Annotated in this window: 11 protein-coding genes; 2 read left to right on the top strand and 9 right to left on the bottom strand. The window is 65.6% G+C overall.

The features are described 5' to 3' along the window. Positions 1–53 precede the first annotated feature (53 nt). A complete protein-coding gene (locus FHT19_RS09160; RefSeq protein ID WP_169474674.1) occupies positions 54–956 on the top strand; it encodes a LysR family transcriptional regulator in 903 nt (300 codons plus the stop codon). Positions 957–1,004: 48 nt separating this feature from the next. Here FHT19_RS09160 and FHT19_RS09155 read toward each other — a convergent pair whose 3' ends face one another. The 5 genes from FHT19_RS09155 to FHT19_RS09135 form a co-directional block, all read right to left on the bottom strand. Next, entirely contained in the window at positions 1,005–1,916 is a 912-nt protein-coding gene (locus tag FHT19_RS09155; protein WP_211184737.1) for a LysR family transcriptional regulator, read from the bottom strand. Positions 1,917–2,014: 98 nt separating this feature from the next. Beyond that, the gene (locus tag FHT19_RS09150; protein ID WP_168555220.1) at positions 2,015–2,479 is read right to left on the bottom strand and encodes a nuclear transport factor 2 family protein; all 465 of its coding nucleotides are present in this window, start codon (positions 2,477–2,479) and stop codon (positions 2,015–2,017) included. Between the two features lie 33 nt (positions 2,480–2,512). Next, complete coding sequence (locus FHT19_RS09145) at positions 2,513–4,555, bottom strand: pyridoxamine 5'-phosphate oxidase family protein (RefSeq protein WP_248290346.1); 2,043 nt, start codon at positions 4,553–4,555, stop codon at positions 2,513–2,515. A 52-nt stretch (positions 4,556–4,607) separates the two neighbouring features. Then, positions 4,608–5,228 carry a glutathione S-transferase family protein gene (locus FHT19_RS09140; RefSeq protein WP_169474673.1) on the bottom strand — a complete coding sequence of 207 codons (621 nt, stop codon included), beginning with the start codon at positions 5,226–5,228 and terminating at the stop codon, positions 4,608–4,610. A gap of 135 nt (positions 5,229–5,363) precedes the next feature. Continuing rightward, entirely contained in the window at positions 5,364–5,972 is a 609-nt protein-coding gene (locus FHT19_RS09135) for a glutathione S-transferase (RefSeq protein WP_169474672.1), read from the bottom strand. A 90-nt stretch (positions 5,973–6,062) separates the two neighbouring features. Here FHT19_RS09135 and ftrA point away from each other — a divergent pair, with 90 nt between their 5' ends. Continuing rightward, on the top strand, positions 6,063–7,028 hold the full coding sequence (gene ftrA, locus FHT19_RS09130; RefSeq protein WP_169474671.1) for a transcriptional regulator FtrA: 966 nt from the start codon (positions 6,063–6,065) through the stop codon (positions 7,026–7,028). A gap of 34 nt (positions 7,029–7,062) precedes the next feature. Here the strand turns inward: ftrA and map are convergent, their stop codons facing one another. The 4 genes from map to FHT19_RS09110 form a co-directional block, all read right to left on the bottom strand. Continuing rightward, complete coding sequence (map, locus tag FHT19_RS09125; RefSeq protein ID WP_169474670.1) at positions 7,063–7,854, bottom strand: type I methionyl aminopeptidase; 792 nt, start codon at positions 7,852–7,854, stop codon at positions 7,063–7,065. A gap of 1 nt (position 7,855) precedes the next feature. Next, on the bottom strand, positions 7,856–8,062 hold the full coding sequence (locus FHT19_RS09120) for a ParD-like family protein (RefSeq protein WP_169474669.1): 207 nt from the start codon (positions 8,060–8,062) through the stop codon (positions 7,856–7,858). Between the two features lie 91 nt (positions 8,063–8,153). Then, the gene (locus FHT19_RS09115) at positions 8,154–9,416 is read right to left on the bottom strand and encodes a histidine-type phosphatase (RefSeq protein WP_169474668.1); all 1,263 of its coding nucleotides are present in this window, start codon (positions 9,414–9,416) and stop codon (positions 8,154–8,156) included. A gap of 96 nt (positions 9,417–9,512) precedes the next feature. Beyond that, complete coding sequence (locus tag FHT19_RS09110; protein ID WP_248290345.1) at positions 9,513–12,320, bottom strand: TonB-dependent receptor; 2,808 nt, start codon at positions 12,318–12,320, stop codon at positions 9,513–9,515. Positions 12,321–12,477 lie beyond the last annotated feature (157 nt).

Below are 12,477 nucleotides of genomic sequence, written 5' to 3'. Positions count from 1 at the left end.
TCGATGATCGATAAGCTAGCCCATTCCAAACGGTCTGTACGGAAATTCGCACAATGCCTATAGAGTTGGATGATCTCTCTGCCTTTGCGGCCGTGGCCTGCGCCGGCGGCTTTCGCGAGGCGGCGCGCATGTCCGGCGTTTCCGCGTCCGGGCTGAGCGAAGCTTTGCGGAGGCTGGAAGGCAGGCTTGGCGTGCGCCTGCTCCACCGCAGCACGCGCAGCATATCGCTGACCGAGGCCGGAACCCGGCTGTTCGAGCGGCTATCTCCGGCCCTTGCGGAAATCGGTGCCGCGCTGGAAGGCGTGCAGGCGCAGACTGACGAACCAGCGGGCACGTTGCGTCTCAATGTGCCCGCCAACGTCGCGCGCACGGTGCTGCCCGGCATTCTTCCGCCATTTCTGATGGCCCACCCCAAGATCCGGGTGGAGGTGACGGTCGAAGACAGCTTCGTCGATATTCTGGCGTCCGGGGCCGATGCCGGAATCCGTTATGAAGAACGGTTGGAGCAGGACATGATCGCACTGCCGATCGGGCCGCGAACCCAGCGTATCGTGGTGGCTGCATCGCCCGCGTATCTGGCATCGCAAGGGCGCCCGGCGCATCCCCGCGATCTGCTGGCGCACGCGTGCCTGGGGCTGCGCTTTTTCAGCGGAGCGCCGGCCGAATGGGAATTTGAAAAAGACAACGAGATCGTGCGCGTCGATCCACCCACGCGCCTGCTGGTCCGGCCTGGCATGGCGTGCGATCTGCTGATCAGCGCGGCCGTGGCGGGACTTGGATTGATCGCCCTGTTCGAAGACTGGCTCGCGCCATATCTCGACAGCGGCGCGCTAAAGGCTGTGTTGCAGGATTGGAGTTCGCCGTTTTCGGGCCCCATGCTCTATTATTCCGGCCGCCGGCACGTGCCGCCACCGCTGCGCGCCTTCATCGACTTTACGCGGCACGGCTTTGGCTGAACGCCAGGCACCCGTTTTCGCGAAAGGGCTGCGTGGCGTTTGGCTGCTTCATGGGTGTGGCGCTTCGCGGGCCTGCAAGCGGCTGGTGCGCAGCTTGGCCACGGCAAGGTCGATAAAGGCCCTGACCTTGGCCGGCGCATGCGAACCGCCGGTGTGGAGCACGTGAATGGGGAAGGCAGGCGGCTCGTGGTCTTCGAGCAGGATTTGCAATCGCCCATCGGCCAGCGCGGCGCCAACCTGATAGTCCAGGACGCGCGTCAGGCCCCAGCCGGCGAGGGCGGCGTTGATCGCCGCGTCGTTGGTGTTGCACAGCATGGCTGGTTCGATGCGCACCCGCACGTCATTGGCGAACTGCCATTCGGGCGAGGCCCAGGCTGCCGTCGATGCAGCGATGCGAAAGCGGCGCAGATCTTCCGGGCTGGTTGGCGTGCCGTGCTGGCGCAGGTAGTCTGGCGCGCCGACGACGACCATGCGCGAAGAACCCACGCGCGTTGCCACCAGCGCCGAATCGGCCAGGTGGCCGATGCGCACCGCAAGATCGACCCCTTCCTCGATCAGGTTGACCGGCCGGTCGACGAACAATGTGCGCCCCACCACTTGCGGGTAGCGGTCAAGATACTCGGTCAGCACAGGCAGGACGTACATCCGGCCGAACATCGCCGGCGCGGTAACGGTCAGCGTGCCCGAAGGCGTGGCGAACGATCCTGCTGCCGTCGCCTCGGCCTCTGCGATATCGGCAAGGATGCGCTGGCAATCGGCATAGTAGCGCGCGCCCGGCTCGGTGAGCTTGACCGAGCGCGTGGAGCGGACCAGCAGGCGTGTGCCGATATGCTCCTCGAGCGTGGCGACGGCGCGCGTGACGGCGGGGGCGCTCATGTGCAGCCGCCGCGCCGCCTCGGCAAAGCTGGCATGCCGGGCCACTTCGGCAAAGATGCGCATCGATTGCCAGCGATCCACCATCGTCTCCTCTTCGCCCTAGAGTACGCGGGGGAGCGTTTCGCGCAAGTCTGCCGCCCCCCGATCGAACAATGTCCCGAGGTCATCCGCCCCCACGCGCATCAGAAGCCGAAGTGCTCGAGGCCGGGATGGTCGTCGGGGCGACGGCCGAGCGGCCAGTGGAACTGGCGGTCTTCTTCGCGGATCGGATGCTCGTTGATGCTGCAATGGCGCACGTGCATCAGGCCGTCGGCGGCAAACTCCCAGTTCTCGTTGCCATAGGCGCGAAACCACTGCCCGCTGTCGTTGTGGTATTCATAGGCATAGCGTACCGCGATGCGGTTGCCGCCGAACGCCCAGAGATCCTTGATGAGGCGGTAATTCAGTTCGCGATCCCATTTGCGGCGCAAAAAGGCTTCGACCTGGTCGCGGCCGGTGAAAAACTCGGCACGGTTGCGCCAGCGACTATCGACCGTATAGGCCTGCGCGACGCGCGCAGGATCGCGGCTGTTCCAGCCGTCTTCTGCCAGGCGCACTTTTTCGCGCGCGCTGGCTTCGTCGAACGGGGGCAGAGGTGGGCGGGTCATGGCATGTCCTGTCGATAGAGAGAGGGGAGAGTGTCAGGCTTCGATTTGCAGGGGTTGCTCGCTTTGCTGCGCCGGCACGGCGCAGCAAAGCAGGACTTCGTCCTGGCCAACGCTGGCCGAAGGCGCGCGCGGATAAGCGACCGAACCAGCGACCAGCTTGACCTTGCACGATCCGCACGATCCGCTGCGGCAGCCGAATGCCGGGGTGAGGCCACGCGCTTCGGCAAGTTCGAGCAAGGTGCCGTCTTTGGGCGCCCACCGGGCCTCCTTGAGCGAGGCGGTGAACAGAACGGGGACCGGCTTGGTGGCCGGCAACACGGCGGGCGCGGCCAAAGCCTTGCTATCGCCTCGCCGTTGCAGGGCAGAGGGACCGAATGCCTCGGCATGGATGCGGTGATCCGGCACGTTGGCCCCGCGCAGCGCATCGTAGATGGCCTGCATGAAGCCGCCTGGCCCGCACAGGTAAAAGTCATGGTCGCCAAAGGGCAGCACGCGTGCCAGCAGCGGCAGGTCTATCCGCCCGGCAGCGTCGTAATCTGCGCCGTCTTGCGCGCCGGACGTATCGCCCAACACGCGCACGAGCCGAACGCCCTTGCCAACTTGGCCCAGTTCCGCCGCGAACGCGCGCTCTGCCAGGGATCGTGCAGACTGGATCAGCACGACCGGGCGCGCCGGCTTGCCGCCATGGCCACGGCTGACCAGCTCGCGCAGCATCGACACCATCGGGGTTATGCCGATCCCGGCGCCGATCAGCACCGCCAGCCGGGGCGCATCGGCATCGACAACGAAACCACCTGCCGGGGCGCGGGCCTCGATCGTATCGCCTTCGTGCAGGTGATCGTGCAGCCAGGACGAGACCGCCCCCTCGCGCTTCACGCTGATCCGGTAGAGCGGATCGGAGGGAGCGGACGAGAGCGTGTAGGTGCGGACCAGCGGCCGGTCGGCACCGGGCAGGTTGATGCGGATCGGCAGGTGCTGGCCGGCGCGATGCTGCCAAGCCGGCGCGGGTGACACGGGGCGCAAGTGGAAAGAGCGGATGCTGGCGCTTTCCTGCACGACCTGCACAACACGCATCTTGTGCCAGTCCGAAGCCTTGCGCCATTGCCCGGTGGCGAGCGTGGTGGGTGACCAGCCCTGTTCGCGAAACGCCCAGCGCAGCGCAAGGGCACCGGGCCGTCGCACGATGCGGTCTGGGGTAAATGTCCAGAGCCGCTCGGCACCGGCGAACGTGGCAATCTCTGGCGAATCCAGCAGGACCTGCGCCGTGCCGGACATCTGCAGAAGATCGCCGCTTTCGAAATCGATGAACACCAGGCCAGCGCGCCCGTTGAGCATGATGTTGCCGAGCGTCGCGAAAAACAGGTTGCCCGAAAAGTCTGGCACGGTGAGCACGCCTTGCGCGTCCACCCGCACGAAGCCGGGCTTGCCGCCGCGATGCGACACATCGACCTGGCGGCCGATCCCCGGCCGATCGGCGTAGGAGGCGACGAAGAAGGTATCGGCCGCGGCAATCATCGCGCGCGCCGCAGGGTCCAGCCCTTCCAGAGCCTGCGCAGGCTGCGCTGGCGCACTGGCTGGTGGGCGCGACAGCGTTGCGTCACGCTGCTGGATATACTGCGGGCAATTGCCGAAGCTTTGCCCGACTTCCAGCACCGACGCGCCATCGCTGGTCTGGCGCAGGGTTCCGTTGACCCTGTTGCGGCGGCGGGTGTGCAGCTCGATGCCCAGCAGACCCAATCCCGCGCCATCATAGATGCCGCCCAACGCCGGATCACCGCTATGCGGCAAGGCGGCCAGCGCGAGCCTGGTGGGATCGGGCGAGGAGACGAAGCCAGGCGCGCCTTCCACCACGGTTGCCCAAGGCGCGCCGGTATCATCGACGCTGCCCAGGATTGCGAAGGGAAGTTGTGCGTAGAAGGTGCGATGCTGGTCGGGCATGAACGGCCGGATCACCCGAGCGCCCAGTTCGGCCATGCGGGCCACGGCGCCGACATGGGCCTGGATGGCGCGCTCGCCCTCGTGCCAGATGGCCTGGGGCTCGATCGGAGCGGCTTCGGGCATGGTTGCCTCCATCATGAGGGCGCCGGTGGTTTGCCTGCGGGACGTTGCGCAAACCACCGGTCACGCGTCAGGCTGCGGCGCGAAGGCCGGCGGCCGTCTCGACGAAAGGCACGAAGCCGGGAAGGTTCTCGATCCGCGACAGCAGCGCGCGAACGCGGGGGTAGGCGTCGAGGTCGACGTTCCCTTCCGGCGCGCTCGACAGGTAGCTGTAGAGGGCAACGTCGGCGATGGTCGGGCCATTGCCAACCAGCCAGTCGCGGTGCTGGAGATGGCGCTCCAGATTGGCCAGCAGGGCGTGGGCCCGTGCAATCACTTCCTGCGGGTTATGGCGCGAACCGAACACGGTGACGAGGCGCGCGGCGGCCGGCCCAAAGGCAAGCTCGCCCGCCGCGACGGAAAGCCAGCGCTGCACGGCGGCCTCGCCAACGGCATCTTCCGGCAGCCAGTCGGTGCGGCCATGCTTGCGAGCAAGGTAGACCAGGATCGCGTTGGAGTCGGCAACAACCGTGCCTTCATCATCGACCAGCACGGGAACCTGCCCCAGCGGATTGAGGGCCAGGAATGCCGGCTGCTTGTGTTCGCCGGCAAGGAGATCGACTTCGACCAGCTCGGCATCGAGGCCGAGCAGCGATGCGAAGAGCCGGGCACGATGCGAATGGCCCGAGAGCGGATGATGGTACAGCTTCATGGACGTGCTCCTGCGTGGTTCGAAGGCCGCATCCGGCCCGCACCCGAAAGATGCGCCTCCACCGCCCGCGCGATAATGCCCATTCGCGGCACGACATCATTGCCTGGGATGCAATGCCAGCGCCGCGAATCTGGCTCAGTGGAAGGGAAACTCCACGAAGGGCTCGCTCGCTTCGGCCCGCTGCGACAGACGGTTGAGTGCTGGCAAGGCCTGCGGATCAAGCGTTTCGGGCACCATCTCGCGGGTAAAGCGCCAGGCCACGGCGCTGGTGATGTCCGCCTGAAGCGGCTGGTCGCCAAAGCACCACGGCCGCGCCAGGCTGACTTCCTGCTCCAGCAGGTGATAGGCCTGGACCAACTGGCCGCGAACGCGATCAAGCCATGGCTGATGACGCTTTTCTTCGGGCCGAAGCAGCTGTTCGTAAACGATCTGCACGCTCTTTTCGCAGGCGGCCAGGGCCAGTCCGATGATCCGCTGTGACCGGGCATGCGCCGCAAGGTCCGCAGGTGACAAAGTAAGCCCGGCCAGGCGCTCGGCATGTTCGAGGATGAGGCCGGAGTCCATCAGGACGACGCCTTCGTCGGTCACCAGCGTGGGCGCTTTCACCACCGGATTGATCGCGGCAAAGGCATCGTACGTGGAGAATACCGAGATAGCCTGATGCTCGAAATCCAGTCCCAACAGGCGCAGCGAGATAGCGACGCGCCGCACATAGGGCGAATCCAGCATGCCGATCAGTTTCATCACAATCTTCCCCGTTGTGGTTTGCCTGACCACGATAAAACCGCGTTGCCGCCGTTGCCACTGGCAGAGATGACAACTATCGAAAGGATCATGCCAAACGCCAATCCCCTGGTCGTCATCCTGACCTATGATCGCCTTTGCACCTTCGAGTTCGGCTGCGCCTACGAGGTCTTTGGCCTGGCTCGACCGGAGATGGGCCCCCATTGGTATCGCTGCCTTACCGCTGCGGGCGAGCCTGGCCCCTTGCGCGCCAACGGAGGGTTGCACGTGGTGCCCGATGGCGATCTGGGCCTGCTCGACCAAGCCGATACGATCGTGATTCCGGGATGGCGGGGGCCGCACGAGCCAGCGCCCGCCGCTTTGCTGGCCGCGCTCAAACGCGCCAGCATGCGCGGGGCGCGGTTGGTGGGCATCTGCGGGGGAAGCTTCGTGCTGGCCCAGGCGGGGCTGCTCGATGGCCGGCGCGCCACCACCCATTGGCGCCATCTGGCCTCGCTTGCCCAGCAGGCCTCCGCAGCGGTGGTGGAACCCGATGTGCTCTATATCGACGAAGGCAACATCCTGACCTCGGCCGGCAGCGCCGCCGGCCTCGATCTTTGCCTGCATCTGGTGCGCAAGGACTTTGGCCAGAAGGCGGCGAACAGCGTGGCACGGCGCCTGGTGATTGCGCCCCACCGCGAGGGTGGGCAGGCCCAGTTCGTCGAGCGTTCCGTGCCGCCGCCGGCGGGCCATCGCCTTGCCGGCCTTCTTGCCGCCGTGCAGGCCCGCCTTGACGAGAACTGGAGCGTCGAGCGCATGGCGGCCACGGCGCATCTGAGCCCGCGCAGCCTGCATCGCCATGTGCTCGGCGCGACCGGACTGACGCCGGGCGGATGGCTTCAGCAGCAGCGCATCGCCTTGGCGCGCATGCTGATCGAAGAGACAGACCAGTCGATCGAAACAATTGCGGAGCGCGCCGGTTTTGGCACCGCCGCCAATTTCCGCCAGCATTTCCGTGCCGCGACCGGGCTTGCGCCCACGGCCTATCGGCGAAGTTTCGGACGCCGTGGATCGTAATGCCAGCCAGCAAGGTTTGCCCGCGGGGGCGTTGTCAGGCCGACCGTAAGCCTGGCGCTGCCAGCGCGGGCTTTTCGCCGCTGCGCAAGGTGAGCACTTCGAACCCGTCCCTGGTCACGGCGATGGTATGCTCGAACTGCGCGGACAATTTCCCATCGGCGGTTACCACCGTCCAACCATCGTCCCTTGTCAAAGTCCGGCAGGTGCCCTGGTTGATCATCGGTTCGATGGTGAAGACCATGCCTTCGTGCAGCGGCAGGCCTCTGCCCGGCTTGCCGAAATGCAGAACCTGCGGCTCTTCGTGCATTTCGCGCCCGATGCCATGGCCGCAATAGTCGCGCACAACCGAATAGCCATGCTTCTTGGCGTGGCGTTCGATGGCGTGGCCGATATCGCCCAGCCGCGCACCGGGTCTGACGCGGCCAATCCCTTGCCACATCGCCTCTTGCGCCACGCGGACAAGCCGTTTGGCGGCAGGCGCTACTTCGCCGACGAGGTACGTCTTGCTGGAATCGGCGATATATCCGTTCTTTTCGAGCGTGATGTCGAGATTGATGATATCGCCATCGCCGATCACCGCCGAACCGTCCGGCACACCATGACAGACCACATCGTTGATCGAGCAGTTCAGCACATAGGCAAAGCCATACTGCCCCTTGCTGGCCGGGCGGGCTGCAAGCTCTTCGGTTATATAGCGCTCGACCAGGTCGTTGACTGCCATCGTGGTCATGCCCGCCAATTGCTGTTGATCCAGCATTTCGAAGACGCGGGCCAGCAAGCGGCCGGAAATCCGCATCAACGCCAGTTCATCGGGGGTCTTGACCATGTCAGGCCGCGGCCGCCTCGGGAATATGGACCTGCGCCGCTTCCAGCTGCGCCTTGACGATCTGGTTGAACGAGAGCGTGGGGTTGGCTTCGGCCAGCATGCCCACCTTCATCCAGAATTCGGCCTGGGCGTTAATCGATCGGCACATGACCGCGCTCGCCTTGCGGACTTCCTCGTGCAGGTTGTCTTCGATTTTGACGATACCCATGCCGCAATCTCCGTTTCGATATATGAAACGTATATGCTTCGTATGGCCGCGCTGGTCAAGGAAAGCATGGGCTCGTTGCCATTCACCGTATTCAGCGGTCCATCCCGGCAGTGGGCGGCAGCGCTGCAGTTTGGCGGGCGATCAGGGCGGCAAACCTGGCCGGCGTGCAGGTGGTGCCACATCGACCGAGTGAGAGCCGGTGCAGCGGCTGGCCCGTGCCGGTTTGCGGCAAGGGGCGAAGCTTGCGGGCCTGATCGGGCGTTTGCGCCAGGTACGACAGGCGCAACAGGTGCCGGCCCGTGTGCCGCTCGGTCAAGCGTTCGAACAGCAGGCCGCCACCGATCGGCGGATCGTTCCGACCATAGCCGGGCAGCTGGAATTGCGTGCCGATCAGCGCGGTGACGGCGGCGATGGTGTTGTCGTGGCCCACCAGGACCGTGACATCCGGTGCCTCGCGCACGGTGAGCGTTGCGGCGATCCGCCGGGCGATCAGGCCGCCCACGCGCGGGGCCATATAGGCCGAGCGGGCGAAGACATCGAACAGCCGGGCATGGAGCGGGGACATCGTGGCAATGTCGGCCGCGCCGGCGCGGCCCCAGCCGACCTGGGAAAGCGGCATGCCTTGCGCATATTGCAGCAGGAACACTTGCGCCGTGCCCGAGGCAAGGTCGATCGGGCCGGTCAGGCTCAACCCTTTGCCGTCGGCCGACGGCACGATACGATTGGGCAGCGTGGCGATGGGGCAGGGCCGATTGCAGCCGAGCACGCGCGTCATCGTGGCCACGGCCTTGTCCATGCCGGCCATCAGCGCTGCGCCGCCGTTGAGCTGCGCATTGATGCTGGCTGCAGCGGCCGGCGCATCGAACGGCACCGCCTGCGCTTCCAAGGCATCGAACAGCGGATCTGCAATCCCCTCTGGTCGATGGTCGACCGGTAGCGGGCAGCCAGGCGCCAGGCCTTGGGCCAGGGCCTGGCCGCTGGCGATCGTGCGCGACTTGCTGTTGGTCCAGAGGGCCACGTGGCCGGGCAGGGGGCAGCCCCGCGCCGGAAGCAGGCCCTGGCCGATCAGGCGCGTGCGCGCATATCCGGCAACCAGGGCCAAGGCCTGGGCGCCATGCGGCGTCAACTGGCTGGGGGGCGTGTCCCACTGGGGAAAAGGCTGGTCTGCCAAGGGCGCCGCTGCCGCTTCGCCATCAAGCGGCGCGCGGATGCCATGGCGAATGAGCAGGACCACGCGATCGACGCGGTAGCCCGAGGGGGCTGGGGCCGAGTGATGGGCCGCAGGTCGGGCGACGGCCATGGCCGGCAGCAGCGCGGCCAGCAGGGACAGGGCGATTGGGGCAGGACGGAGCATGGCGGACGGTTACCTGCGAAATACGAAAGGGAGGCGACAGCCGCACGATGACGGCCGCCGCCCCAGGTGAGGGACCAGTGAAGGATCAGAGATCGATCAGAACGAATACTTGATGCTGGCCAGCCCGGTTGTGCCGGAGTTGACGATGTCGGAAATGGCCAGCGAATGGCGCCCGATGTGCGCCCAATAGGTGTAGTTGTTGAACAAGTTGGCCACCGAGATGTCGGCCTTGAGGCCATTGCCGAAATCGTAGCCAGCGTGGAGGTCGACCCGCTTGACCGGGCGCACCCAGCGATCGTCCCAGCGGGTGGCTTGGCCCAGGTAATTGTAGGATTCGAGATAGGCGCCGGTGTAGTTGTAGATGGCATCGATCGAGAAGCCGCCGAGCGCATAGAACACCCGGGCCTGGCCCATCACGTCGGGTGCGTTCTGGATATTGCGGATCACGCCGTTGCCGATGTCCACGCTGGTCCACTGCCGGGTGAGATTGGCGCCGATGCCGAAACCGCGCAGCGCACCGGGCAGTTCGACGAAGGTCTTTTGCACCTGGAATTCCACACCATAGACATTGCCGCTGCCGCCGTTGAGGGGGCGGGTGACGAAGGTTTGCCCGGTGCCGTCGCTGGTGGCGGTGTTGAGCAGCGTGGTGCCGCTGTCATAGAGGTAGTTGGTCAGCCGCTTGTAATAGCCGCCCAGCATGACATGGCCCGAGGGCGCAAAGTTCCATTCCACCGAGGTGTCGACGTTGATCGCGCGGATCGGCTTCAGGTTGGGATTGCCTTCCACGATCGTCGTCTTGCCATCGTCGCCGGCGCGGGCGGTGGAACTGCCGCCCAGCTGGAAGAACGGTGGGCGGGTATAGGAAAACCACACGTCGCCGCGCGCCACAATCTTGTCGTTGGGGCGCCAGTTGGCAAACAGGCTGGGCAGCAGCACGTCATACGTGGTGCGGTTGCTGGAGAAGGCGCCGGGCTGTTCGACCCCGGCGGAATAGGCCATGACCCAGTAGGTGTTGTTGATCGTGGTGTGTTCGAAGCGCAGGCCGGGGATCACTTCCAGGTTGCCAGCCTTGAGCGTGGCCGTGGCATAGCCCGCCGCCACCGTTTCGCGGCCCGACAGCGTGCCGCAATTGTAGTTGTTCACATAGAGCGAACCGCACGTGTCGAAGCTGTTGTAGCTTGATCCATCGGCTTCGTTGGCGAACTGGTACTTGTAGAACAAGTTGAACAACGCGGCCTTGTTGAAGCGCGGCAGCGACCAGTCATAAAGGCCCGGATAAGTGTGGGCATAAGTGCCGTTGGTCAGGCCCAGTTGCGCCCAGGTCGTGCTGTGGCCCAGGTAGTTGGCCACGTAGTCGGTCGTCCAGTCGCGGCTGGTCACGTTGCGCTTGCTGCTTTGCAGCTTGGCACCGAAGGCGATGCTGTGCAGCAGGCTGTCATCGGCAAATTCGCGGCTCACGTCGATACGGCCGCCCCATTTGCGCTGGCCGCTGAACTGTTCGGTGAGCTGGCCGGCGCGGCGCGCGGGCAGGACGCTGGCGGAATTGTCGAACGCGTCGAAGATGGCCTGGTTATAGAGCGCGACGGGGTAGTTGTCGCTATAGCCAACCGATTGTCCGCCCAGCGGAATCTTGGAGCCGCTGGTATACTTGTCGGACTGGTTGATGCGGGCCGAGGCCTCGATATGGTTGGGGCGGTTGTTGTGCCCTTCGCTGTAGAACACTTCGGGCGCGATCTTCCAGGCGCCAAGCTGCTTTTCCCCGCCAAAGGCGGCGGTGGCGAGGATTGCGGTCTCCGGGTTGGTTTCGAAGTAGTTGCGCACCGAGACCGAAGGCACGGTGAGGACATAGCGATCGGTGCCGGGCGAAAGCACCCAGGCCTTGGTGCCACCGTTGTACTGCGCCAGGGTGGAATCCTGCTCGGTCAGCGCCTTGGCATAGGTGCCGCGCAGATAGACGCGCGTGGTATCGTCGGGGCGCCAGTCGAGCGAGGCATTGCCGCCAAACCGGCGCGTCTTGCCGCTGGACACGCCCGCGTCAAAGCCGGTGAGCGCGGCATTGCGTTCGGGATCGAGGCCGGGATAGCTGGTGCCCGAGCTGTTGGACGCATTGAGATAGCCCCAGCTGCCATCATCGTGCGCCGATTGCGCGCCGCGGATCTCGCTGTTGGTGTACGTGCGCTTGTCGTAATAGCCGCTGACGTAGATGCCCATGGTGTGACCGGGGCCAAAGCGCGACGAAAGTTCTGCCGCTACGCCGCCGCCCAGGCCGCTGTCGCCATACGTGCGGGCGCGGGTTTCGAGGCGGCCCGAGGCGGTCACGCTGCCGTGCAGGCGATCGGAATAGTCGAAAGCCGAGGGCGTGCGGAAATCCACGGTGCCGCCGATGGCATCGCCATCCATGTCGGCGCGCGAGGCCTTGTTGAGCACGATGGTGTTGAGGCCCGTGGGCGGCAGCAGGGTAAGCTGTACGCCGCGGCTATAGGGCTGGCCCTGGGCGACGTTGACGCCGTTGATCAGGTTGACGTTGTATTCGGAATTGAGGCCGCGGATGGCCACATACATGCCTTCCCCGCGCGAGGCGCCATCGACGCCGCCGATGAACGAGGAGCCGGTGTTGACGACGTTGACGCCCGGCAACAGGCCCAGCGCTTCGGCCACGTTGTGCACGGCGGTGTGGCGCAGGTCTTCTTCCGAAAGCACCGAGATCGGGTGGGACGACTGGAACTGGATATCGGCTGCCTGCTTGCGCGTGCCGATCACCACGATGGCGCGTTCGTCCTGCGTGGGCGCGGCATCGGCATCGGCCGAAGGCAGCGCTTGCGGCGCCTGTTGCGCCATGGCCGGAACGATCATCGTGTGGAGTGCGCTGGCCAGCAGGGCCGGGCGCAGATACGAAACTGGCATGTTTTCCCCCTTCGAGAAACACGACCGGCCGCAGTGGACGGGTCTGCCCGGAAGGACGCAGACACACCCCGCGATTCCCCGAAAAAATTTGACGGCACAAATGTCACGCCGCTGTCACGGCAGGCCCCTAGGGCGCCCGGCTATGCGCCTGCGGGCG

Source organism: Novosphingobium sp. SG919, assembly GCF_012932495.1.
Classification (GTDB): domain Bacteria; phylum Pseudomonadota; class Alphaproteobacteria; order Sphingomonadales; family Sphingomonadaceae; genus Novosphingobium; species Novosphingobium rhizosphaerae.
Note: the sequence above shows the minus strand (reverse complement) of the source record. Positions and strands in the feature narration are given on the sequence as shown.